This is a genomic window from Iodobacter arcticus (assembly GCF_042664895.1).
GTDB classification, from domain to species: Bacteria; Pseudomonadota; Gammaproteobacteria; order Burkholderiales; family Chitinibacteraceae; genus Iodobacter; species Iodobacter arcticus.
In genome coordinates, this window is record NZ_JBHTBQ010000044.1 from 73,893 (window position 1) to 97,728 (window position 23,836).

Annotated in this window: 19 protein-coding genes and 1 pseudogene; 6 read left to right on the forward strand and 14 right to left on the reverse strand. The window is 48.5% G+C overall.

What is annotated here, in order from left to right:
* Positions 1-10: 10 nt before the first annotated feature.
* From ACFQNF_RS17810 to ACFQNF_RS17820, 3 genes are all read left to right on the forward strand, one after another.
* Positions 11-481, forward strand: a complete 471-nt coding sequence (locus ACFQNF_RS17810; RefSeq protein WP_380189253.1) for a cupredoxin domain-containing protein — start codon at positions 11-13, stop codon at positions 479-481.
* A 56-nt stretch (positions 482-537) separates the two neighbouring features.
* The gene (locus ACFQNF_RS17815) at positions 538-831 is read left to right on the forward strand and encodes a copper-binding protein (RefSeq protein ID WP_380189254.1); all 294 of its coding nucleotides are present in this window, start codon (positions 538-540) and stop codon (positions 829-831) included.
* Between the two features lie 118 nt (positions 832-949).
* Positions 950-1,408 carry a nickel/cobalt efflux transporter gene (locus ACFQNF_RS17820; protein ID WP_380189255.1) on the forward strand — a complete coding sequence of 153 codons (459 nt, stop codon included), beginning with the start codon at positions 950-952 and terminating at the stop codon, positions 1,406-1,408.
* Between the two features lie 157 nt (positions 1,409-1,565).
* Here the strand turns inward: ACFQNF_RS17820 and thrS are convergent, their stop codons facing one another.
* From thrS to ACFQNF_RS17845, 5 genes and pseudogenes are all read right to left on the reverse strand, one after another.
* Positions 1,566-3,500: a threonine--tRNA ligase gene (gene thrS, locus ACFQNF_RS17825; RefSeq protein WP_380189256.1), complete on the reverse strand. Its 1,935-nt coding sequence runs from the start codon at positions 3,498-3,500 to the stop codon at positions 1,566-1,568.
* 44 nt (positions 3,501-3,544) lie between these two features.
* Positions 3,545-4,882 carry a dihydroorotase gene (locus ACFQNF_RS17830; RefSeq protein WP_380189257.1) on the reverse strand — a complete coding sequence of 446 codons (1,338 nt, stop codon included), beginning with the start codon at positions 4,880-4,882 and terminating at the stop codon, positions 3,545-3,547.
* Positions 4,883-4,896: 14 nt separating this feature from the next.
* Complete coding sequence (locus ACFQNF_RS17835; RefSeq protein ID WP_380189259.1) at positions 4,897-5,457, reverse strand: gamma carbonic anhydrase family protein; 561 nt, start codon at positions 5,455-5,457, stop codon at positions 4,897-4,899.
* Positions 5,458-5,500: 43 nt separating this feature from the next.
* Positions 5,501-5,704 (reverse strand): annotated as a pseudogene (gene yidD / locus ACFQNF_RS17840) (membrane protein insertion efficiency factor YidD); the annotation flags it as partial.
* Positions 5,701-6,774 (reverse strand): CobW family GTP-binding protein, encoded by a 1,074-nt coding sequence (locus tag ACFQNF_RS17845; RefSeq protein WP_380189261.1) that lies wholly within the window; start codon positions 6,772-6,774, stop codon positions 5,701-5,703. The pseudogene yidD and the gene ACFQNF_RS17845, both read right to left, overlap by 4 nt.
* A gap of 101 nt (positions 6,775-6,875) precedes the next feature.
* On the opposite strand from ACFQNF_RS17845, the gene ACFQNF_RS17850 reads away from it, so the two are divergent.
* On the forward strand, positions 6,876-7,337 hold the full coding sequence (locus ACFQNF_RS17850; RefSeq protein ID WP_380189263.1) for a transcriptional repressor: 462 nt from the start codon (positions 6,876-6,878) through the stop codon (positions 7,335-7,337).
* Between the two features lie 610 nt (positions 7,338-7,947).
* Positions 7,948-10,578 carry a bifunctional acetaldehyde-CoA/alcohol dehydrogenase gene (gene adhE, locus ACFQNF_RS17855; RefSeq protein WP_380189265.1) on the forward strand — a complete coding sequence of 877 codons (2,631 nt, stop codon included), beginning with the start codon at positions 7,948-7,950 and terminating at the stop codon, positions 10,576-10,578.
* A gap of 60 nt (positions 10,579-10,638) precedes the next feature.
* Here adhE and ACFQNF_RS17860 read toward each other — a convergent pair whose 3' ends face one another.
* The 4 genes from ACFQNF_RS17860 to ACFQNF_RS17875 all read right to left on the reverse strand — a co-directional run bounded on the left by ACFQNF_RS17860 (position 10,639) and on the right by ACFQNF_RS17875 (position 17,402).
* Entirely contained in the window at positions 10,639-11,355 is a 717-nt protein-coding gene (locus ACFQNF_RS17860) for an MgtC/SapB family protein (RefSeq protein ID WP_380189267.1), read from the reverse strand.
* 64 nt (positions 11,356-11,419) lie between these two features.
* On the reverse strand, positions 11,420-14,179 hold the full coding sequence (mgtA, locus tag ACFQNF_RS17865) for a magnesium-translocating P-type ATPase (protein ID WP_380189269.1): 2,760 nt from the start codon (positions 14,177-14,179) through the stop codon (positions 11,420-11,422).
* Between the two features lie 555 nt (positions 14,180-14,734).
* Complete coding sequence (locus tag ACFQNF_RS17870; RefSeq protein ID WP_380189271.1) at positions 14,735-16,048, reverse strand: esterase-like activity of phytase family protein; 1,314 nt, start codon at positions 16,046-16,048, stop codon at positions 14,735-14,737.
* Positions 16,049-16,598: 550 nt separating this feature from the next.
* On the reverse strand, positions 16,599-17,402 hold the full coding sequence (locus ACFQNF_RS17875; RefSeq protein WP_380189273.1) for a helix-turn-helix transcriptional regulator: 804 nt from the start codon (positions 17,400-17,402) through the stop codon (positions 16,599-16,601).
* Positions 17,403-17,500: 98 nt separating this feature from the next.
* Between ACFQNF_RS17875 and ACFQNF_RS17880 the strand changes: the two genes are divergently transcribed.
* On the forward strand, positions 17,501-18,955 hold the full coding sequence (locus ACFQNF_RS17880; RefSeq protein ID WP_380189275.1) for an MFS transporter: 1,455 nt from the start codon (positions 17,501-17,503) through the stop codon (positions 18,953-18,955).
* A 297-nt stretch (positions 18,956-19,252) separates the two neighbouring features.
* On the opposite strand, the gene ACFQNF_RS17885 is transcribed toward ACFQNF_RS17880, so the two are convergent.
* From ACFQNF_RS17885 to ACFQNF_RS17905, 5 genes are all read right to left on the reverse strand, one after another.
* Complete coding sequence (locus ACFQNF_RS17885; protein WP_380189277.1) at positions 19,253-21,148, reverse strand: ATP-binding cassette domain-containing protein; 1,896 nt, start codon at positions 21,146-21,148, stop codon at positions 19,253-19,255.
* 118 nt (positions 21,149-21,266) lie between these two features.
* The gene (gene aroQ, locus ACFQNF_RS17890; RefSeq protein WP_380189279.1) at positions 21,267-21,830 is read right to left on the reverse strand and encodes a gamma subclass chorismate mutase AroQ; all 564 of its coding nucleotides are present in this window, start codon (positions 21,828-21,830) and stop codon (positions 21,267-21,269) included.
* Positions 21,831-21,906: 76 nt separating this feature from the next.
* On the reverse strand, positions 21,907-22,371 hold the full coding sequence (locus tag ACFQNF_RS17895) for a GyrI-like domain-containing protein (protein ID WP_380189281.1): 465 nt from the start codon (positions 22,369-22,371) through the stop codon (positions 21,907-21,909).
* A gap of 209 nt (positions 22,372-22,580) precedes the next feature.
* A complete protein-coding gene (locus ACFQNF_RS17900; protein ID WP_380189283.1) occupies positions 22,581-22,955 on the reverse strand; it encodes a VOC family protein in 375 nt (124 codons plus the stop codon).
* Between the two features lie 110 nt (positions 22,956-23,065).
* Positions 23,066-23,761 (reverse strand): helix-turn-helix transcriptional regulator, encoded by a 696-nt coding sequence (locus ACFQNF_RS17905; protein ID WP_380189285.1) that lies wholly within the window; start codon positions 23,759-23,761, stop codon positions 23,066-23,068.
* Positions 23,762-23,836 lie beyond the last annotated feature (75 nt).

The window sequence follows — 23,836 nt, forward strand, 5'->3', positions numbered from 1 at the left end:
TGGAGACACCATGAAAACCATTCCTTTACTTGCAATCACGACCTTGTTTCTTTCTTCCTTGGCCTTTGCTAGTGGCGAGCATGCAGGAGGGCACGAAGACAGCTTGGGCAAGCCTGGTATCGCCAGCAAAGTAAGCCGCACTATTAAGGTTGATTTGGCCGACACCATGCGCTTTACCCCATCCTCACTCGAAGTAAAACAGGGCGAAACCATTCGGTTCTCACTCAAAAATTCTGGCAAAGTAAGGCATGAATTTATTCTTAATAGCGAAAAAGAAATCAAAGCGCATTTAGAGCAAATGAAAAAATTTCCTGAAATGGAGCACGATGAGCCGAATATGAAAAGCCTTGCTCCTGGCCAAAGCGGAGAAGTGCTCTGGCAATTTACCAAAGCGGGCAATTTTCCTTTTTCCTGTTTAAGTCCCGGTCATTACGAGGCAGGCATGAAGGGCGTTATTACTGTAAAAGCTACCGCTAAATGAAGCGCTTCATTGCGCTTAAGGCGAGCGATATTCCACTTAACACCGGAGTTCAGATCATGAAAAGCACACAATTAATCGCCTTACTGGCCATGGCTTTTGCTTTAAACGTGTCTTTTGCCAATAGCGATGAGCTTAGTGATGGAGAAATTAAAAAAATCGACAAGACTTCCGGAAAGATCACCTTAAAGCATGGTGAGCTCAAAAATCTGGACATGCCCGGCATGACCATGGTTTTTACCGCTAAAAACCTGGATCAGCTGGAGCCTTTGCAAGCGGGCGATAAAGTAAAATTTAAAGCGATTAGTGAAAATGGCAAGATGCTTGTTACAGAGATTCAAGCCGTTAAATAATCGACCTGCAGCAAAGGTTTTTAGAGAACAATCTCTGCGTAAGCTAGATGGTTTTTTCCTGGGGAGGAGGGCGCAGCAGATGCTGGCTACTTATGCCCCGTAAGTAGCCGGTTTAAAATTGAATTACGACGTGGAGTTTACCGAGCATCATCACCATGCAATTGCAGATGATGAGCAGCTGGATATTTCTGCTCCGGGCTATCAAGACCCACATGAGTTAGCCCACGCCAACGATATTCGCCGCCGCTTTGCAAATCGTGAAGTAACAACCGGGCAAATCGTCATGTTTGGCCTAACAGGGGGCTTAATCCCTTGCCCTGCCTCGATCACTGTGCTGCTGCTTTGCCTGCAAATCAAAAAAATCGCACTTGGGGCGACGCTGGTTTTGGGCTTTAGTATTGGCCTTGCCTTAACCCTAGTGCTCTCTGGTGTAGTAGCGGCCTTAAGCGTGAAACATGTTTCAAAACGCTGGAGCGGTTTTGGTGAGTTTGCGCGTAAAGCACCGTATTTTTCTGGTGGGCTAATTCTGCTGGTGGGCCTATATGTTGGCTATCATGGCTGGATAAATTTGCCTTAGCTCAACAGGGATGAGGCACAGTACCTCACCCGTGCCGTGTTGCTGTGCGATTGCTGCAATTAAGCCGTCTTGATTCCAAACTGTTGGATTGATAACGTCGTGCAATGGCAGGCTCTCGCCCAGCTTAGCTTGGCTTGCTTTAAATTTAACCAAATGTTTATCGTAGGGATGCCTCAAGGTCTGGGGTGAGGGGATTACAATTGGCACGCAGTAACTCAATCGCTTCTGGCTGCGTAAATGTTCCCAAATTTTCGCCTGACTGACTACGAATTGTGAGTAAAGATTCGGCCTGTTCTCTATCGCCAACCACAATCAGATATGGGATCTTTTGTAGCGTATGCTCACGAATTTTAAAGCCGATTTTTTCATTTCGAACATCTAGTTGCACCCTGAAACCAGCGCGTTTCATTTGCTGGCAAACGGTCTTTGCATACTCAGATTGAGCCTCGCTGATGCTCATTATTGCGAGTTGAATCGGTGCCAGCCAAAGTGGCAGAATGCCGCTGTAGTGCTCAATTAGAATGCCAATAAAGCGTTCAAGTGAGCCAAACAAAGCCCGATGCAACATCACTGGGCGCTCCCGCTCGTTGTGTTCATTAATAAAGCTGATGTCAAAGCGCTCGGGTAAATTTAAATCAACCTGCAGTGTGCCGCATTGCCAATGGCGACCAATTGCGTCACAAAGGACAAATTCAAGCTTGGGCCCATAAAATGCACCTTCGCCCGAGTTGATTTGATAGCCAATCCCTAGGCTTGCCAGAGCACCATGCAGCGCATCCTCCAATAAGTCCCAGTTTTCGTCACTGCCGATGCGATTTTCTGGGCGAGTCGATAGTTTGACAATGATATTTTCAAACCCAAATTGACGATAAATATTAAAAATCAAGCTGATCGTTTTGCTGCACTCGTCTTGCATCTGCTGGTTGGTGCAAAAAATATGCGCATCGTCTTGAGTAAAGTGCCGAACACGCATTAAGCCATGTAAAGCGCCTGACGGTTCGTAGCGATGCACTTTACCAAACTCGGCCATGCGCAAGGGCAGTTCACGATAACTGCGCAAACCGTGCGCATACAAAGCCAACGCGCCGGGGCAGTTCATCGGCTTGAGCGCAAAAATACGTTCGTCTTCTGTGGTAATCGTAAACATATGATCACGGTAATTCATCCAGTGCCCTGAGCGCTCCCACAAGCTACGATCCATCACATCCGGTGTATTTACCTCGACATAACCCGCCTCATCTTGCTGCTCCCGCATAAAGCCAATCAGTTGCTGAAATAGCGTCCATCCTTTTGGATGCCAAAATACTGCACCTGGTGCACATTCATCAAAATGGAATAGATCGAGTTGCACACCCAGCTTGCGATGATCGCGTTTAGCTACTTCTTCTAAATGGTGTAAGTGGCTTTTTAGGGTTTTTTGGTCAGGCCAACAGGTGCCATAGATACGCTGTAACATTGCATTTTTAGCATCGCCTCGCCAATATGCCCCGGCGACCCGCATTAATTTAAAACTTTGAATTATGCCCATATTGGGTACATGCGGCCCGCGACATAGATCTTCGAAATCCCCCTGTTTGTAAAGTGTGAGGGTTTCGTCAGTAGGGATGCTGTGAATTAATTCGGCCTTGTAAGTTTCGCCTATCGATTCAAAAAATTTAATGGCAGCTTCGTGATTGAGTGTGCGGCGCGTTACAGCTAAATTGGCTTTGGCCAATTCGTACATGCGTTGTTCGATTTGGATAAGATCATCTGGCGTAAAGCTGCGCTCAAATGCAAAATCATAATAAAAACCATCTTCAATCACTGGACCAATAGTGGCTTGTGCCGATGGATATAATGATTTGACGGCCATCGCCAATAGATGTGCGCAGGAGTGGCGCAAGATTGTTAATCCTTCTGCATCTCGATTGGTGATGATTTTTACTGTTGCATCGACTTCGACGAGGGATTGAGTATCGACTAGGGCTTCATTCACCAGCGCCGCAAGTGCGACTTTAGCTAGGTTGGGGCTGATATCGTGTGCAATCTGATTTACCGATACGGGCTTGTCATAACTGCGCTGACGTCCATCGGGCAAGGTAATGTGTGGCATGATTTTCGAAACACTCACTGCAAAAAAAGAAGTAAATAATCTGCTTAGCGATTAAATCGCAGGGGCAGGCCTTGGCAGTGCTGAATGATTTCACCTTGGTGCCACGCAAGTTGCCCCGACACGACGGTTGTCTCTATCGTGTGATGAAAAGCATGCTGTTGAAATGGTGTCCAGCCGCAGTGCGCAAGGATAGGATCTTTGGCAACGGCTTGCGGTGTAGCGTGACGTTTGACTATGGTGAGGTCGGCCCAATAGCCTTCACGCAAATAACCGCGCTGCTCAATAGCGAAACGATCTGCGACGGCATGACTGGTTTTCTCGACTAAAGTAGTTAGTGGTAAAACGCCAGCACTCACTAATTCAAGCAAGCTTGGTAGCGCGTGCTGCACCAGCGGCAAGCCCGAAGGAGCCTTCATGTAGTGCTGTTGTTTTTCTTCCCACGTATGCGGCGCATGATCGGTGCCGATAATGTCGAGCGCGTTGCTTAATAATGCGCGCTGTAGCGCCTCTTTATCCGCTTGCGTTTTGATAGCAGGATTGCATTTGATCAAATGACCTAGCGTGGCATAGTCGCGATCATCAAATAGCAAGTGATGCGCGCAGACTTCCGCCGTAATCGATTTGTCGCGCATCGGTCCGCTTTCAAATAAGGCCAGTTCGCGCGCCGTGCTAATGTGCAGCACATGCAGCTGAGTGCCAAAGCGTTTGGCCAATGAGACCGCTAGACTGGAAGACTGATAGCAGGCCTCTTCGTCGCGAATTAGCGGGTGCTGATCAGCTGGAATTTCATCACCAAATTGTGCGGACCAAGCGATTTCTCGCTCGCGAATGCGCGGTGTGTATTCGCAATGCGTTAGCAAAATCGTCGGGCAATTGGCAAATAAATTTTCAAGAATCACTGGATCATCAACTAGCATATTGCCGGTTGAAGCACCCATGAATACTTTAACCCCAGATACTTCGCGAGGGTCAAGTTGCGCTACTGTGCCGAGGTTTTCATTACTAACGCCAAAATGAAAGCCGTAGTTAGCGATCGAACAGATCGCGGCTCGCGACTTTTTATCCGCGAGCGCCGCCAGAGTCAGCGTCGGTGGGTTTGTATTAGGCATATCCATAAAGCTGGTAATGCCGCCGGCTACTGCTGCACGTGATTCTGTCGCTATGCTGGCTTTATTTGGAGAGCCTGGGTCACGGAAATGCACTTGGTCATCAATCATACCTGGCAAAACAAAGTGACCATTGGCATCTAAGTTGATGTCGGCGTGGCGGCCTTGTAGAGAGCTGGAAATTTGTTGAATACGGCCATTTAAAATACGAATGTCCGCATCAAACTCTAGCCCTTCATTCACCACTCGCGCATTGCGGATTAGAATTGACTTCATTGTATCTCTTGCTCCTAAAATTCATTTTGTAATGCTTTGTAGCCCTTCACCAGATCAATATTGGTGCGTGCCACGTCTTCCGAAAATTCAGCGGCGGAAATGGAAACTTTAGGTAGGGTGCTTAAATCTGTTTTGGGGCCGAGCCGTTGGCTTGATGTGACATGAAAATGTGCCGGTAGATCGCAGCCATCAACCACTGCGTTATGCCGCACCACGCAACCATCGCCAACGCTGCAATTAAATAACACACTATTAAATCCAATAAATACGCGATTCCCTACCTTGCATGGGCCATGAATAATGGCCCGATGCGCAATTGATGTCTGTTCCCCAATCGTGACCGCCGCGCCAGATTTAGAATGGATAACGACGCCATCTTGAATGTTCGAATTGGCTCCAATAGTAATCGGCTCCATTTGGCCTAATTCATCGACCTCATCCGCACGAATTACCGCGTATGGGCCTACAAAGACATGGTCGTGAATGATCACCTTTCCACAAATAATTGCGGTATGGTCGATATAGGCAGATTCGGCAATGACGGGTCGATCGCCACTTGGATTTCTTCTGAGCATTGGGCTTCTTTATGAATATAAATTCAGTAGGAACAGGATCAAATCCACCCGGATTCATCGGGTGGCAGCGTAATAAACGGCGAATGCTTAGATAGCTGCCTGTAAAAACACCAAACCGTTGAATAGCCTCGATGCTATAACTAGAGCAACTTGGGTGAAATCGGCAATTCGGCCCTAGCAATGGGCTAATCGCAATTTGATATAGCCTTAAAATTTTTAGAATGACGCCCTTGAATAAGAAGTTCATGCCGAGCGTATTGCCTGATTAAATAAAATATTCCGAATATCTTCTTCGATATCTTGGTGATCTACTTGATCCACAATAAATACTAAACATGAATATATATCGCTATCTATTTGCCGCTCAAGCGTGCCTACGGGATAAAGTTGGCCATGTACCCCCTGAATAATTTGTAGATTTTGCTTGCCTTCAAATTGCACTAAACCTTTGAAGCGTAAAACTTGTTTTCCATAGTAGATTTGTATTGCTTCAATGCAGGTAAAGAAGCGTATCGGGGAGAGGGGCTCATCAAATTCAATAACAAACGTCGAAATACCAGGATGTTGCTCACTCAGCGAGCGGTGGGATGGTTTCAGTAGGCTGCGCCCAGTTGTGGGATTTACTGGTTTTGCTTGCCCGGTTAGCCATTTCATTGTTTTTTGCGCGGGATTGCCGCCCTGTGCCGGATTGAGTTGCCCGATTAGTCGTGCAATACCGGCAATATCGTGGCTGCGCATCTGAATCGCAGAAGCATTCATGCGCACTAATTGTTTTGCGATCTGTGCTTGCTGCACTTCGCTGACTAAATCGGTTTTGCTGAGCACGATTACATCCGCGAGTGCAATTTGCTGAGCGGCTTCGGGTCTTTGTGAGATGGCATCTAAATCAAGCTGTGCATCGACGACGGTGAGTGTGCCATCGAAACGATATCGTTCTTCCAGAAAACCGTCATTTCTCAATGAGTACAAGACAGGGGAGGGCTCAGCAAGTCCAGTGGTTTCGATGATGACTCGTTTGAACGGTTTTATTTCTTTGTTGATGGCACGCATAAACAGGTTTTTTAGCGTATCAACCAGTTCACCTTGCACCGAACAGCAGATACAACCGGCCGATAACAACACTGTATGCTCATCAATCACATCGACTAAATGATGATCGACGCCAATCGAGCCTAGTTCATTAATAATCACCGCAGTGTCGTTAAAGTAAGGTTCTTTCAGTAGTTGATTAAGAAGCGTTGTCTTTCCCGCACCTAGAAATCCGGTGAGCACTGAGACAGGAGTACGTCGGTCGGCTTCTTTTTCCGTGCTTATCACAATTTATTCCCAATTTTAGTCGGCAAATGCAATGTTATAACATTGCTCTATTGCGGTCTAGCTACTAAAATCGTCTAATATTTTTTCTGGTACACCACTTAATGATGTCAGATCACGATGTACAGTCGGCACTCACTGAAGTTGAATCGATATGTAAGCAAAAATCAATTCAGCTTACCCCAATCAGAAAATTGGCGTTCTCGCTGCTTCTAACTGCGCCTAATGGGTTAAAAGCATACGAATTGCTGGATAAAATCAAACTACAAAAGTCATCCGCAACGCCTCCGACTGCATATCGCGCATTGGATTTTTTGCTGGAGCATGGCTTTGCACATAAGATTAGTAAGCTTAATACCTTTGTGGCTTGCAAACACCTCTGTCACCACGCAGATACACCCAGCTTCTTATTGATCTGTCCGTGCTGCCAAAATGTCACCGAGTATGATAATGAGTCGATGAATCACAGCTTGATAGATGCTTTGGCTGCTTCTGGCTTTCGCTTAATGGAGAAGGAGATAGAAATCACTGCCACCTGCCCAGGTTGTTTGACTCTCGGACGTTGAAAAATTTACAGCCATGTTGTGTCTTAAGCAAACCCGAGCCGAATAAATACAAAACGCCAAATGGAATACTACACGGCGATTACGCAGCGCAAAGCAGCGGCGATCATTTCGACGAGGAAAACGGGCAGCCGTGGAACGTTACGTGTTACGAAATACATGGGGCGAGCGCTGTGAAAAAAATGAAGTGGCTACCATTGGCGCAGCTTGGTCGAAACCAAGATGCGCTGTTCCAAATTGCTTGGCGAGCGAGTTATAGACTTTGATCTGAGTTGGCACGAAGAGTCGCAGAAGTTGAGACTGAAATGGCATAAAGGTGAAAAACTCATTACAGAAGGGAGAGAACAACTTTATGCGAAGACAGTGAGTAATATTATGCACACGAACGGCATGCATCTTTTTGCGTCGCTTTCTGCTTCTTAGCTTTACATAATATACATTATGCGAAGTAATATAAATCAATCAAACGCAATTTGATATTAATCAATGGCCCTTGGGCTGCTGCGTATATTCTGTAGATGTTCGCTTTACAGCGTGAATCAGTAACAAGGTTTACGAGCCCTATTAAGTTGTGATTTTAAAGCCGTTTATAAAGCTTCTCTGGAGATTAAAAATGACTGTTTCTAACATTCAAGAACTCGATGCGCTGATGGCGCGGGTTAAAAAAGCACAGCTGCTTTTTGCAACGTATACACAAGAACAAGTAGACAAAATTTTCCGCGCTGCGGCACTGGCTGCCGCGGATGCGCGTTTGCCGCTGGCTAAGCTGGCGGTTGCTGAAACAGGCATGGGCGTGCTTGAAGATAAAGTGATCAAAAATCACTTTGCTTCTGAATATATTTATAACGCGTACAAAGATGAAAAAACCTGCGGCATCCTTACTCAGGATGACGCCTACGGCATTATCACGATTGCAGAGCCAATCGGGATTATCTGTGGGATTGTGCCAACGACCAACCCCACTTCTACCGCTATTTTTAAAGCACTGATTTCGCTTAAAACACGTAACGGTATTGTATTTAGCCCGCATCCCCGCGCTAAAAAATCCACCTGTGAAGCCGCACGTATTGTGCTTGATGCTGCCGTTGCCGCTGGTGCGCCACGCGATATTATTGGCTGGATTGATCAGCCAACCGTTGAGCTTTCTAATCAGCTCATGAAGCACAAAGACATTAATTTGATTTTGGCCACTGGTGGTCCGGGCATGGTGCGTGCTGCCTACTCTTCAGGCAAGCCTGCAATTGGTGTGGGTGCAGGTAATACGCCAGTTGTGGTGGATGAAACTGCCGATGTTAAACGCGCTGTTGCCTCTATTTTGATGTCAAAAACATTTGATAACGGTGTGGTTTGCGCTTCAGAGCAGTCTGTCATCGTAGTTGACAGTATTTATGAATCTATGAAAGCCCGTTTCGCCCAAAGCGGCGCCCATATCTTAAGCAAAAAAGAAGCCGAAGCCGTACGTAAGGTGATCTTGATTGACGGTAATTTAAATGCGGGCGTCGTTGGCCAAGCGGCTGTGAAGATTGCTGAGATGGCCGGCATTAAAGTGCCTAGTTACACAAAGATTCTGATTGCCGAAGTGTCATCTACTGGTGAAGAAGAAGCTTTTGCTCACGAAAAACTCTCGCCAACATTGGCCATGTATCGCGCGAAAGACTTTTACGACGCGGTAACTAAAGCAGAAGCCTTGGTTGCACTCGGCGGGATTGGTCACACCTCTGCGCTATATATCGACCAAGATCAGCAGCACGAAAAAATCGCCTACTTTGGCGACAAGATGAAAACTGCGCGCATCTTGATCAACTCCCCTGCCTCACAAGGCGGGATTGGCGATCTGTATAACTTTAAGTTGGCACCATCGCTTACCTTGGGTTGCGGCTCATGGGGCGGTAATTCGATTTCTGAAAACGTGGGTCCAAAACACCTGATCAACACTAAAACGGTTGCTAAACGGGCTGAAAACATGTTGTGGCACAAACTCCCTAAGAATATCTATTTCCGTCGTGGTTGCTTACCATTTGCCTTGGCTGATCTTGCTAATAAGAAACGCGCAACCATCGTGACTGGCCCTTATCTATTTGCCAATGGCTACTGCGATGAAACCATCAAAGTGCTGAAACAAATGGGCATGGAAGTCGAAGTGTTCCACGAAGTAGAAGCCGATCCAACGCTAGAAGTCGTTCGTAAGGGCGTACATTCTTTAAACATGTTCAAGCCTGACGTGATTATTGCACTGGGTGGTGGCTCACCGATGGATGCCGCTAAGATTATGTGGGTAATGTACGAGCACCCAGAAGTCCACTTTGAAGACCTTGCATTGCGCTTTATGGATATTACTAAGCGTATTTACAAGTTCCCTAAGATGGGTATTAAAGCTGAATTGGTTGCGATTCCAACCACATCGGGTACAGGTTCAGAAGTGACCCCATTTGCGGTAGTGACTGACGAAAAAACCGGTATGAAATACCCAATTGCCGATTATGAACTCACACCAAATATGGCGATTATTGATGCCGATTTAGTGATGAATATGCCAAAAAGCCTGACTGCATTCGGTGGGATTGATGCGGTAACGCACGCTTTAGAAGCCTATGTATCGGTGCTGGCGAATGAGTATTCTGACCCGCAAGCCTTGCAAGCACTGAAATTGCTTAAAGAAAACTTGCCTTCGTCTTACCTCAATGGCGCGAAAGATCCTAAAGCACGTGAATTGGTGCACAACGCATCAACCATCGCCGGTATTGCGTTTGCGAATGCATTCCTAGGGGTTTGTCACTCCATGGCGCACAAGCTGGGTGCCGAGTTCCATCTTGCGCACGGCTTGGCTAACGCCCTGCTGATTTCTAATGTGATTCGTTTTAACTCAGCAGACATTCCAACCAAGCAAACCGCATTCAGCCAATACGATCGTCCACAAGCGCGTTGCCGTTATGCTGATATTGCTGAACATTTAGGCCTTGGCGGCAAGAACGACGAGCAAAAAGTGGTGAACCTAATCGCTTGGATTGAAGAGCTGAAAACAACGATTCAAATCCCTGTCTCGATCAAAGAAGCGGGCGTGCCTGAAGCGCTGTTCCTTTCTAAAGTAGATCAACTGGCTGAAGAAGCGTTTGACGATCAATGTACCGGTGCCAACCCGCGCTACCCATTGATTTCAGAGCTAAGACAGCTCTTGCTAGACAGCTACTACGGTCGCAACTATGTAGAAAGCCATTTGCGTGAAGAAGTTATTGAAGCGAAGTAAGCTTCTGATAAAAACAAACCCTATCGATATGATGGGGTTTGTTTTTGCTTGCGGGTTTGCTTATTCTGCCGCTGATAAGTTCCAGAAAACTTGTTTTACATAAGGGCGCTTCGTCATTTGAGCGATCAAGGCATCCAGCTTGCCCGAATCCACTGAAGTCGATAGCAAGGTGGCCGTGATTTCCACGTCGTCATCACCAAAAGGCTCCACATCCAAGTCCCCTAGTGGATATTGGGCTTGCTCCAGCAAAGATTCCAAAGCGCTTAAGGCGTGCTTCTGCCTGCCACCATCCACAATCATACAAATCTGATAACTCACTTCACCCGTCTGATCATTAATCGGCGTGCGGTTAATCGCGTTAACTACAGGGCGCAATAAAGTATTTGCCGCCAATACAAACACTGCTGCCATCAGTGCATCGACAATCATGCCAGCGCCTGCGCAGGCCCCCACCGCCGCAGAGCCCCAAAGGGTGGCCGCCGTGTTAAGGCCACGCACATTCAGGCCTTCTTTCATAATCGTGCCAGCCCCCAAAAAGCCGACACCAGAAACCACATAGGCCGCGACATGTGCCGCGCTACCGGGGCCGTTCAAGCGATAAGCAAGCCCCACAAACACAGCCGCCGCCAGTGAAACCAGTGTATTGGTACGCAAACCCGCCGTGCGCTGCCGGTATTGCCGCTCGTAGCCAATAATTGAGCCAAGAATAAAGGCCGTACTCAGATTGATAAAGGAATTAAATAATAGGTTAAGATCAAATCCTTGCGTAAAGTGCATGCGCGCCTCCTTTTAAGTGGATTAATAAGGGCAGATATTGTCTTGCCCTTATTTAATTTAAAAATTATTGCCAGCCATAACGCCTTGTGTAAATACCCTTCATGATTTGCGTGAGCGTGATATAGCACAGCAAAATCCCTACTAACCAAGGGAAGTACGTCAAAGGCAATGCCTGCAGCTTAAAGTAATGCGCCCATGGCCCCATTGGCAAAAAGATGCCGATGCTGATAATGAGTGCGGTCATGGCTAATAAAGGCCAAGCTGCACGGCTTTGAATAAAGGGCAATTTACGCGTACGCAATAAATGCACCACCAGCGTTTGTGACAATAAGCCTTCAATAAACCAGCCAGATTGAAACAAAGATTGTGCCGATTCGGTATTGGCCTTGAAAACATACCACATTACAGCAAAAGTAGTGATATCAAAGATCGAACTAATCGGGCCAAAGAAAATCATAAAGCGGCCCAATTCATCAGGATTCCATTTCTGTGGCTTGCTCAGCGATTCTTTATCCACATTATCAAAAGGAATGGTGGTTTGCGAGATATCGTAAAGCAAGTTTTGAATCAATAAATGCAGGGGCAGCATCGGCAGAAACGGAATAAATGCCGAAGCAATCAATACCGAAAATACATTGCCAAAATTAGAGCTGGCCGTCATCTTGATATATTTCAGCATATTGGCAAAGGTTTTACGACCTTCAATTACGCCTTCTTCCAATACCATTAAGCTTTTTTCCAGCAAAATAATATCGGCCGCTTCTTTAGCAATATCGACTGCCGAATCAACTGAAATACCAATATCTGCCGCACGCAATGCCGGCGCATCATTAATCCCGTCCCCCATAAAGCCGACCACATGGCCGTTGCTACGAAGCAAACGCACAATGCGCTCTTTATGCAGTGGCGTGAGCTTGGCAAACACCGTGGTTATTTCGGCTTTTTCAGCGAGCAGTTGATCGCTCATCGCTTCAATTTGTGGCCCAAGCAATACGTCATCCACCTGCAAGCCAACTTCTTTGCAGACTTTTAGTGTAACCAAATCATTATCGCCCGTAAGCACTTTTACAGTAATGCCATTGGCTTTGAGTGCTTTAAGCGCAGGCGCTGTGCTTTCTTTGGGCGGATCCAGAAACGCGATATAGCCCACCAGCACTAAATCACTTTCATCGCTCACGCCATAGGCCTCGCGATCAATTGGCATTTCCTTGCTGGCTACCGCCACCACGCGTAAACCATCTTGATTCAGTGCGGCAGTAATGCGGCGAATATCTTGCAACAGCTCGGCACTGAGCGGCTCAATCTGCGTGCCGTGCCGCACATGCGAGCAAACCGCCAGCACTTCTTCTAAAGCCCCTTTGCAAATCAGCTCGTGATGGTCTTCCTGCTCGCTAACCACAACCGACATCCGGCGGCGATTAAAATCAAAAGGGATTTCATCCACTTTGCGATAGTTTTGCGCCACACCCAGCTCGGTATTTAAATTAGCGTGCTCAAGCACCGCCACATCCAGCAGGTTTTTAAGGCCCGTCTGGTAGTAGCTATTTAAATACGCCATCGCCAGCACTTCATCGCTAGCGCCGCCAAATACATCGGTGTGGCGCTCTAATACGATTTTATCCTGCGTCAGCGTGCCGGTTTTATCTGTGCACAGAATATCCATTGCACCAAAGTTCTGAATGGCATCGAGGCGCTTGACCACCACTTTTTTGCGGCTAAGAATCACCGCCCCTTTGGCCAGCGCCGCAGTCACAATCATCGGCAGCATTTCCGGCGTCAGGCCCACGGCAATCGACAATGCAAATAGCGCCGCCTCTGGCCAATCACCTTTGGTAAAGCCATTAATAAAGAGCACTAGCGGCGCCATCACAAACATAAAACGGATCAATAACCAGCTAATTTTATTTACACCCAGCTGAAATTGAGTGAGCGTTCTATCACTGGCGCACACCCGTTCAGCCAAAGAGCCAAAATAGGTTTGATTGCCAGTGCCAATTACCACGGCCGTTGCTGCACCACTCACCACATTGGTGCCCATAAAGCACAGATTGTCGCGCTCTAATGGATTGCTGATCGACACATCTTTATGTTCGGCGAATTTCTCCACCGGCATGGATTCACCGGTGAGTGCGGCCTGGCTGATAAATAAATCTTTGGCGGCAAATAATCGCAAATCAGCAGGAATCATGTCGCCAGCCGAAAGCACCACAATATCGCCCGGCACCAGTTGCTTGATCGGTAGCTCTATTTGCTCTGCCGGCTTGGGCTGAAGCTGCTCGCCAAAGTATTTTTCAGCCTCAGCTGCCGCGACTTTGCTTGGATCCCGCCGCAATACGGTGGCGGTGTTGCTGACCATTTCTTTGAGCCGGTCAGCTGCTTTATTTGAGCGTTTTTCCTGCACAAAACGCAAAAAAGTAGAAATCACCACCATGGCCGAGATAATCGCCGCCGCAGTGGCATCCTCGGTGATAAATGAAATCACCGCCAAGAGCGTGAGCAAAACATTAAAAGGATTGCGATAGCAGAGCCACAGGTGCTCGCTCCATGACATCGGCTTTTCGTGCTCGACTTCGTTGGGGCCGGTTTGCAAGCGTTTGCTATCCGCTTCGGCATGGCTTAAGCCTTCTGCGCAGGAGCCAAGGCGATGCAAGACCGTGCTGATTTCCAGCTTGGACAGAGTTAACAAACGCTGCCCCAGAGACTTACTCACCTCCCGGCCACGATTCATGCCTCGAAGCTGCTCTAAGCTGGCTACGCGGCGAAATTGACGGGCCGACAGGCCTTTTTGAATGAAATTTAATAAACGATTTTTAAATAGGCGCATATACATTCCTTCGTCGCAGCAAGGCGGCGACGTTGAGGACAAATCTATTACGCAAGCGGTAATGACACGCTGTTGATGCTTATTTCACGCGATAACAACGTTGGGGAAACAAGCATCAGCAGTGCATAGCATCACGGACACCCAAAGGGCGTCGTGCTAAGCGCAAAAAATGGGAATGGCGTACGCAAGCAATCCAGAGACGGATGCTCTACAGACACCGTTACCCGCCAGGTCGGCAAGGTAACGGCAGAAGAAAAGACCCCTGCAACCTTGCCGCTAGCGATCGATATAAGATCGACTACTAGAACTGTCCACGAGGGACCTCCGTAAAATAATGAAGGCTAAACCATACGCCGCCGAATGCAGGCTGTCTAGCGTATGGGATGAGTTTGTAATTTTTTCAGATTAATAAAGCCCGGCTTAAAAGCGGCTTCAAAGTTGTTGGTCTGGAGTTTGCGAATAAACGCTTTGGTAAGTACAGTCGGTCTAGCGAAGCGAGGGGTTTTATGGGTTTTCATATTAAATGACGGCCGAAGCCGTCATTTAATACAGCGCTTAATTGGCGCTCAAAAACGCACTCGTCTCTAGTAAAATAAATTCATTATCATCTGCTTGATTGGGTTCGCGGCTACTAGAAAACGGCAGATTATTATCATTACCCACCACAATATGGCGGGAATCAACAACGTCTACATTTTCTATGGTAAAAAACGGAAAAGTCAGTGCGCCGTTGTTTAAAGGTTTTTTAGCCAATCTGGCTGGATCTGCGATCTTCATTAAATCGATATAAGCCATTTTATTCAGCGGGCCACCGACATTAGCATCGTTAAACTCGACTTTATATATGCGTTTAAACTTTGCAAGATCATGAAAGCAATCACTCTGCTTTTCTCCCGCAAGACAAGCCTTATCTGCAGTGCCTTCACCATTGTCGCGCTCAATAATCAGGCCTTGTGTCTCGTTAATCATATTAAAATCGCCAATGGCGTTGCCATTGTTTTCTAACGGATATTTCCAGTGGCGGCCTGTCCATGCTTCTTTTTTGACATCGAACTCTAAAACGCGCAAATAATCTTTGCCTTCCAAGTTTTCATTGGCTTTGCCGTTCCAGGCCGCGCCTTCCAGTAGAGCATAAAGCTTGCTGCCATCTTTTGAAGCGGCCATGCCTTCAAAGCCTTTAGAGCGGCGGATCTGAAAATCGACTGTGCCTGATGGCATTGCAGGCGTGGTGATTGCGGGGTGATCGGGTGAGCGAACAATTTTGCCATCGATCAGGGTATCAAAGACGGCTAGCACTTTGCCTTTTAAATCGGCCTTGATTAAAAAAGGGCCAAGCTCATCACCTATCCACAGCGCGCCACCAGCAAACTGAAAGCTTTCCGTATCAAAGTCGCCGCCCGTTAGATAACGTTGCTTGCTGCCCTCGTGCACAATACGAAACGGCACTTTTTTATCGGGATCATGCAAAAAAATAGTTTCTAAGTGCTGTGTTTTACCGTTTTTAAAATTCAGCGTGTAGCGGTTCAAATACAGCATGGCATCGGGCGAATTAACTTTTGAACCAAAACCGTTATCCGTTAAAACCCAGAAGCTTCCGTCAGGCATTTTCTTAATGCCAGAGTGCCCCTGCAATGCTTGCCCATTAAAGGGTAAAGATGCGCCGGTAGGTCGACCAAACGACATGCCGGGCACAGAGCCAAGCGCCTCTACCCGCTTGCCCGTCGTAAACTTGCCGCTCACTTTTAAATCGACCGGTGCATTCTTGGGCGTAGCAATAAAGGATTGAGCGGGCATCACAATATGCCCGGCCAATGTGGCAGGAAATTCGGTTTGGGCACAGAGCGGCAAGGCGCTTATTGTGATTGCCATAATGAATAAATTTTTACTACAAAGAAAATGAGACATGCTGTGCCCTCTGGCGCTAAAAAGCATATCCTGAGCAAGAAGTGTGACGAGCCAATGAATTCTACTGCCGTAACAAGTGCATACAAGGATAAATGCGCCTTTATTGGCAACAGAACAAAAGCTTGGGCTTGGTTAGTAAGAGTTACGCAGAAAGCACCCCACGCTTACGATTTTTATATAAAAATTACAAAAAGTAAGTAACCTTACTTTGGCGGTTTTCATATATTCGTATATTGTATATTATGTAAAGTTGATGCCTGAATGTTCAGAAAACTTACAAGTATTTTTTGACGGAATGAGAGTAAGGAAACACCGGGTATTTTTTAAGCAGAAAGCGGGAGGCGGTCCAGCTTTTTTAGCTATTCAGCACCAGTCTGTGCTCGTGCAAGACGTTTTTTCTTGTTCTGATATTTTTCATTAAACGACCTAGCAGTCGATGTCCTGCATTCATTCGCAGCAGGCATTGTTTACACTATGGGGCTTGAGCAAAAGCCAACGGGATATGTCCGGACAATCACTCGGAGGCAGAATCGTCTTGCTGTCTGGCGTACACCACAAGCCGTAGATGCCGGTCTTCGTCGACGGTTAGTGAGGTGTGCTCGAACGATTCGGCATTGCCGTCAACCATCAGCTTGCGCACGCCGCTGCAGGGCGCATGCACCTCATGCTGGCGCCACCACGTTTTGAACTCGGGTGAGACCTGCTCCAGCTCGTCCACCAATTCATGGATGCCGGCTTCCTGTGCCCCGCGAGCGAAGTCGCGGCGAAAACTCGACAGTATCTGCTTTGCCTGCCCTTCCCAGTCGACAAAGCACTCATGCAGGGTCGGATCGGTAAACAGTAGCCAGAGCATGTTGCGTCGCTGGGGTGGGTGCACATCGAAGGCAAAGAGTTGATCGGCTGCCGCATTGAAGGCCAATACATCCCATCTCAGGTTGAGCACATAGGCTGGATGTGGAGTCAGGTCGTGCATCAAGCGGCGCACCAAAGACGGTACCACACACCATGTCTTACCTGGTTCGGCTGGCGGGCGTTCGTGGGCCAACAAAAACAGGTGGCGGCGTTCGGTGGCATCTAGTTTCAGGACCCGAGCGAGGTTATCCAGAAAGGTCGCCGACACGCCGATGTCGCGCCCCTGCTCCAGCCATGTGTACCAAGTTAAGCCGACGCCCGCGAGTGCCGCGACCTCCTCCCGGCGAAGTCCTGGGCAGCGACGGCGTCTTCCAATGGGTAAGCCTACGTCCACTGGCGACAGGCGCTCACGGCGCGCCCGAAGAAATGCAGCAAGGTCTTCACGGGTTCGTTCCAAGGTACGCATCGTTTATCTCATTGCTTTAAGTAATAGTATAAACAGTTAAATTGTAATCGTTTAAAAAGACTGTAACAATCATCGCGTCAATACCCAAGAGACGCAATATGAACTTAAATTTTCTCCTTATCAAAACGGGTGCATGCGCCTCAAAAGGCGCTCCTTGGCTCGGTCTTTCCGTTCTACTTCTAGCAGGGTTCGTCACGATCTTCGACCTGTTCGTGGTCAATGTGGCCATCCCCAGCATGCAGGCTAGCTTGGGGGCCAGCTTCGCACAGATCGGTTTCATTGTCGCAGGTTATGAACTGGCCTTTGGTGTGCTGCTGATCACCGGAGGGCGATTGGGGGACCTGTTCGGGCGGCGTCGATTGTTTATCGTTGGCATGGCGGGGTTCACGCTGGCATCGGCGTTGTGCGGGCTAGCGCCAAGCGCGGATTTCCTAGTTGGTGCGCGCGTCTTGCAGGGGCTGGCTGCAGCATTGCTATTCCCACAGGTCTATGCGTCCATTCGCGTCAACTTCAACGGCGATGATAGTCGTCGTGCCTTTGCTCTTCTGGGTATGACACTGGGTCTGGCCGCCATCATGGGCCAGATACTGGGCGGCTGGCTAGTACATGCCGACCTGTTCGGGCTGGGCTGGCGCAGTATCTTCCTCATCAATGTGCCTATCTGCCTGTTCGCCATGGGTGCTGCGCGTTTCATTCCTGAATCCCGTGCGCCGCGACGTCCAACACTGGATTGGGTTGGCGTGGTACTGGTTAGTAGTGGCCTGACACTATTACTGGTTCCGATGATCGAAGGGCCGGGATATGACTGGCCAGCGTGGAGCCTGTGGTCCTTGGGTACAGCTGTGGCGCTGTTGGTGGTTTTCTATCGGCATCAGGAACAGCGGCGGATTGCAGGTCACCAGCCTTTGGTGGACATGCGCTTGCTGGGACAGCGCCGATTTGCCTTGGGCGTGTTGTTAGTGCTGCTGATCTACTCGACCTCCAGCTCATTCTTTCTGTGTTTCGCTTTGCTGGTGCAATCGGGCTTGGGCCTTGATCCGTTTATGGCGGGCGCCATCTTCGCGCCGTGTAGCGTGGGTTTTGTCATGACCTCGCTAGCCGCACCGCGCATGGTTGCGCGCTGGGGAACGCGGGCTATCGCGATGGGGGCACTGGTCTATTCAGTGTCAATGGGTCTGCTGATCGCGCAGGTCTGGATGGCGGGTGCCGAGCTGGAGCCGATGCGTTTGATTCCTGCTCTGATCGTGGTCGGTGCCGGACAGGGCTTCATCATGACGCCGTTGCTTAATCTGTTACTGGGGTTCGTCGAAGAATCCCAGGCGGGCATGGCATCGGGCGTGATCGCGACCGTGCAGCAAATTGGTGCAGCACTGGGCGTGGCCGTTGTCGGCATTCTGTTCGGGGCGGCACTCATCGGCGATCACGATACGACTGCGCGAGCCGGCGAATACGCGTCGGCCTTTGTCGCTGGAATGCTCTACAACCTAGGAGCGGCCGTCCTCGTGTTTGTGCTCCTGACGATACTGGCGAAAACGCAGCGGGCAACACGTTGATGACAGAGAGTAAACGGTCAGTTTTTCTTAAGCCTGTCACAATTTCACCTTGACTTGTCACTTACCCGCCTACTAAGTATTGTTGCACGAATGCATCTAGTCGACCTGTTTGGTTCCACTGCACAGAATCAGAGCGTCATCCAAACGCATTCCCAATAAATTCAAAGCCAAGTGCCGGCATCCTATTTTTAAAATGAGCGATATCATCTGGCAATTTACAAAGAAAAACGCATGGCAATCAGGGGGCAGTGAAGGCACCCTGATTGTCCATGCGTTTATGGCGCTGTTAAGGCGCTTTTAGCGTAAAGTTTCTAGCTCGTCAGAAATCTCTAGCCATAATGCTTCGAGTGGGTCTAATTTGCTTTTTAGCTCGGTTTCTTTTGCACGGGCTGTTTTTAATTCTGCAGCTCTGGCAGGTAGATACAAGCTTTCTTCGGCCAGTAAAGCCACCACTTTTTGCATTTCCGCAGTAAAGCCTACCATGTCTTTTTCGACCTTGGCGAGTTTCTTTTCTACCGGTTTACGCAGTACGGCATTACGTTGGCGTGCGTCGGCCTCTAGCTTTTTCTGTGCTTTGCGATCAACCGCGCTGCTTGAATTACGCAGGGCGCTGTTTTCTTCGCTACGCTTTTGCTGGCTGTATTTGGTGTATTCATCCAAATCACCATCAAATGGGCGAACTGTGCCGTCTTCGATGAGCCAGAAATCATCTACCGTCGCACGCAGCAAGTGTCTATCGTGCGAGACCACAATAATGGCCCCTTCGAAATCTTGCAGCGCCATCGTTAGCGCCTGGCGCATTTCGATATCCAAGTGATTGGTTGGCTCGTCCAGCAGCAATAGGTTTGGCTTTTGCCAAATCAACAGTGCTAAAGCCAAGCGTGCTTTTTCGCCGCCGGAGAATGGCTCAATCTTGCTGGTGGCCATCGTGCCGTTAAAATCAAAGCCGCCAAGGAAGTTGCGATGCTCTTGCTCGCGCGTTTGCGGATCAATCTTTTGCATATGCCACAGCGGTGATTCATCTAGGCGCAAATGCTCAAGTTGATGCTGGGCAAAGTAACCAATCTTCAGGCCCTTACCTTCTTCGCGCTCACCCAATAGCAATGGATTTTCGCCGGCTAAAGCCTTGATAAAGGTCGACTTACCCGCACCGTTAACCCCCAGCAAACCAAGCCGCGCTTCGTTTTCCAAGCTCAGCGTCAGGTTCTTTAAGATGGGGCGATTAATGTCGTAACCGGCTTGACCGTTTTCTAGTTTAACCAAAGGATTAGGGCTGTTGTCTGGCTCGCGGAAGCTAAAGGTAAATGGTGAATCTACGTGCGCTGCAGAAATGCGCTCCATTTTTTCCAGTGCTTTCACACGGCTTTGTGCCTGGCGCGCCTTACTTGCTTTGGCTTTAAAGCGGGTAATAAATGATTCTAAGTGGTTAATGGTGCGCTGTTGTTTATCAAAAGCCAGTTGTTGCAGCGACAAGCGCTCTGCACGCTGGTTTTCAAAGTCTTCATAAGTACCGGTGTAAAGCGTCAGCGTGCCGCCTTCCACATGCAAGATTTGCTTGATGGTGTTGTCGAGGAAATCGCGATCGTGCGAAATCACCAGCAACATGCCTTGGTAAGTTTTGAGCCATTGCTCAAGCCAAACCACGGTTTCTAAATCCAAGTGATTGGTTGGCTCATCCAGCAGCAGCAAATCTGAACGGCACATCAAAGCCTGTGCCAAATTCAGACGCATACGCCAGCCACCTGAAAAACTAGAAACAGGGTGCGTTAGTTCTTCAGTAGAAAAGCCCAGGCCCGCTAGCAATTTAGACCCGCGTGATGCCGCGGTGTAGCCATCAATCGCGTCAAATTCGCCAAGCAACTCACCGTGGCGAATGCCGTCATCGTGCGAAACGTTTTCTAATTCGTGCTCTAGGCGACGTAACTCGCGATCGCCGTCGAGCACGTAGTCGAGTGCCGAGCACTCTAGCGCAGGTGTTTCCTGCGCCACATGGCTAATGGTAATACGGGGTGGCATTTCAATATCGCCACCATCCGGGTGTAATTCGCCGCGCATCAGCGCAAAGAAGCTGGATTTACCTGCGCCATTGGCCCCTACTACACCGGTTTTGCTGCCGGGTTGCAGGGTAAGGTCCGCAGAATTAAGCAGCACCTTGGTGCCGCGTCTTAGAGTGAGGGATTTAAGTCGTATCATGGGGCAGGATTCTAACAGACTGACTCAGTTTCTTCTGCTGAGTTTGCCAGGTACAAGCCCCCTATTTAGCCATAAAGGCAGATAGGGGGATTTTTTACGCACTAAATCAGGAGAGGGATCAAGGGCATTGCAATGTACGGACGGCTATCTTCCTGACTTCTGTATTGAATTGAGCAAGGGGCGACGCCTCAGTTTGCAATAAGCGCTGCATATAGGGCTGGCACCTATCGGCTTCTACTTGCTTGATGGCGGTTAGTAATTGCGGGCTTAACGCATCTAAGACAGGCCGCACATCCCTAGCAAGATCTGGCGCAGGTGAAAATGGCGCTTGATTTTGCTGCTGCCATTCTTGATGAAGCTGCTGCTGTATAAGCTTGCCTGCATCAAATTGAGATTGAAAAAAATCGGCGGCAAAGCGCGGGTTAAGTCCAATCGCAAGAGCCTGTTTTTGCACTTCTTCTAATATGAATTGCTCACGTGCTGGATCATTAATAGCGCCGCCAGAATTCCATTTGCTGCGGGCCACCAAGGGTGCAACCTCTAGGCGCTGCGCGATTAAGTGGAATAAATGCTGTACTTGCTGCTCTTTTGCCTGCGTTGCTACTGCCGGAGAATGTGTGCAGGCCACTACGAGGATGCTTGCCCATAGGCAGATGAATAATCTTATAAGCGTCTGGCGCATAAGCCTTCCTATTTTGATCAGGGAGCCCGCTGGATTGCCCATTTTGCAATGCAGCGGGGTGGTGATGTAAGTTGGCTTATTGGCCCGTTATACCGATATAAATATGCACTTCATTAGGCCCGATATACGATTCAAAATCAGTTTGATAGCTACGTTTGATTTGTAGGTTTTGCTCAAAATAAGCCCATACATTACCCCATGCCTGAATCACCGCAGCCGGCATCGCACCACGCGCCTCAAACACCAGATAATCCCCTGCTTGAATATTGATCGTGCTGAAATCTGCGCTACTTTCACTAACTGACACACCAGCGGTTAGATCATAAAGACCATTTGCATCACTCTCATAGCCTGCATACACACCATAAACAGGCGAATTCGCCAGCCGATTAGGGATTTTATCAATCAAACCTTCAGTAAAAAATTGCCCCCACACTCGGGCGATTTTGGCTGTTGTCGGGTTGAATTCATCACTGTTTTTTGTTCTGACTACAAGACCAGCTACCGTAAAAGCACTGACTAGCTCGTGTTTAGGATTCATTTTTTTCTTTATTAAAAGTTAAAAGGAAAATACAGCCTGATTTGCTGCCCTGCTTACATTGTTAACCGGGGGCATTTCGCTATCGATGCCCATTGCCTCAGTGGTGATTTGCCTATCATGCTCGCTGATGGCAAATAAGCCAAAACGAAATGGTGCGCCCCAGTTGCGTATGCCTTTGTAAAAATCCAATTGCTCCAGTAAAGGCTGAATTAGCGCTCGGCGTTTAGCGCATACACCCGCAAGCGGTGTTGGTCAGGATCGAGTGCCACAAAGGTATAGCCAAAATCCATCTCGGTGAGTTCTTGCTCAATAGAAACCCCCAGTAAGCGCCAGCTAGCGTATAGCGCTTGTACAGCGGCATGGTTCGCGACGGTAAGTGCTAATTCCCCTCCTCCCCCTGTTGCTGCGGCACGGGGTTCAACCGTATGTTTGGACCAAAAACCCAGTTTTAGGCCAGATTCAAGCTTAAATAATGCAAAAGTAGCCGACAGCTCTACAGGCGGGTGGCCGATCAGCTTTTCATAAAAAGCGGCGCTTGCTGCTGGGCTGTCAACGTAAAGCAGGATTAGATTGGGATCAAACATAATGGCTCTCCTTGGGTTTTTTCTATGACTTGAGAGCCCATATCTTGCGCTATGCGAGTGTCAGTTTCTGTCAGCAGTCAATCGACTCGGGGCCTACTTTAAATCGCACCCTAGCGATTTCGGGCAGGAATCCCCTCGGCTTCGCGCCATGCTTTAAGCAAAGCCTGACGTCGTTTTGGGTAGCACACATCAAGGCAAACCACTGACTGAATTCTATCCACCCGAAAGTGGCGAAACGCCTGCCGTGATTCGCACCACGCCACCACCACGCGTATCTGATCAAAAAAAGCCAGCGCGCAAGGCCAGATTACACGGCTGGATGCTTGTTCTTTAGCATCCAGATAACGTAAATCCAGTTTTATCTCCTGGCGAATGGCGGCTCTAATCAAGCGCAGCGTTTCATCTGCAACACCAGGATGCAAGCTTGGCCCGATGAGTAATGCGGTGCTATCTAGCTCTAAACGCAGCTCTGCGGGCAAAACGGCGGCAATTTTACTCAGGGCATGATTAGCCGCAGCGCCTAAGCTAGAGTCGGCACGATCAGCCACCCACTTAGCACCCAATGCAAGTGCTTCGATTTCTTCAATCGTAAACATCAGGGGCGGCAGTGTAAAACCCGGCCTTAAGACAAAGCCTAGCCCCGCTTCCCCTTCGATTTGCGCTCCCTGCGCTTGTAAGCTGGCGATGTCCCGGTACAGAGTGCGCAGGCTAACACCCAGCTCAGAGGCCAGTACCGCACCGCTTACTGGGTAGTGATAAAGCCGTAATTTTTGCATCAGATCTAATAAGCGTTCGGCTCTGGACACGTTTTAAACCTTTCTAGTATGTCAGTGACTAATTAAAAGCCCAGCCATGAAGCTTACAATAAAATAGGTGGTGTA

Coding starts and splice junctions, on each gene's coding strand:
- ACFQNF_RS17810 (WP_380189253.1), top strand. CDS start 11: ATGAAAACCATTCCTTTACTTGCAATCACGACCTTGTTTCTTTCTTCC.
- ACFQNF_RS17815 (WP_380189254.1), top strand. CDS start 538: ATGAAAAGCACACAATTAATCGCCTTACTGGCCATGGCTTTTGCTTTA.
- thrS (WP_380189256.1), bottom strand. CDS start 3,500: ATGCCACACATTACCTTGCCCGATGGACGTCAGCGCAGTTATGACAAG.
- ACFQNF_RS17830 (WP_380189257.1), bottom strand. CDS start 4,882: ATGAAGTCAATTCTAATCCGCAATGCGCGAGTGGTGAATGAAGGGCTA.
- ACFQNF_RS17835 (WP_380189259.1), bottom strand. CDS start 5,457: ATGCTCAGAAGAAATCCAAGTGGCGATCGACCCGTCATTGCCGAATCT.
- ACFQNF_RS17850 (WP_380189263.1), top strand. CDS start 6,876: ATGATGTCAGATCACGATGTACAGTCGGCACTCACTGAAGTTGAATCG.
- adhE (WP_380189265.1), top strand. CDS start 7,948: ATGACTGTTTCTAACATTCAAGAACTCGATGCGCTGATGGCGCGGGTT.
- ACFQNF_RS17860 (WP_380189267.1), bottom strand. CDS start 11,355: ATGCACTTTACGCAAGGATTTGATCTTAACCTATTATTTAATTCCTTT.
- mgtA (WP_380189269.1), bottom strand. CDS start 14,179: ATGCGCCTATTTAAAAATCGTTTATTAAATTTCATTCAAAAAGGCCTG.
- ACFQNF_RS17870 (WP_380189271.1), bottom strand. CDS start 16,048: ATGGCAATCACAATAAGCGCCTTGCCGCTCTGTGCCCAAACCGAATTT.
- ACFQNF_RS17875 (WP_380189273.1), bottom strand. CDS start 17,402: ATGCGTACCTTGGAACGAACCCGTGAAGACCTTGCTGCATTTCTTCGG.
- ACFQNF_RS17880 (WP_380189275.1), top strand. CDS start 17,501: ATGAACTTAAATTTTCTCCTTATCAAAACGGGTGCATGCGCCTCAAAA.
- ACFQNF_RS17885 (WP_380189277.1), bottom strand. CDS start 21,148: ATGATACGACTTAAATCCCTCACTCTAAGACGCGGCACCAAGGTGCTG.
- aroQ (WP_380189279.1), bottom strand. CDS start 21,830: ATGCGCCAGACGCTTATAAGATTATTCATCTGCCTATGGGCAAGCATC.
- ACFQNF_RS17895 (WP_380189281.1), bottom strand. CDS start 22,371: ATGAATCCTAAACACGAGCTAGTCAGTGCTTTTACGGTAGCTGGTCTT.
- ACFQNF_RS17900 (WP_380189283.1), bottom strand. CDS start 22,955: ATGTTTGATCCCAATCTAATCCTGCTTTACGTTGACAGCCCAGCAGCA.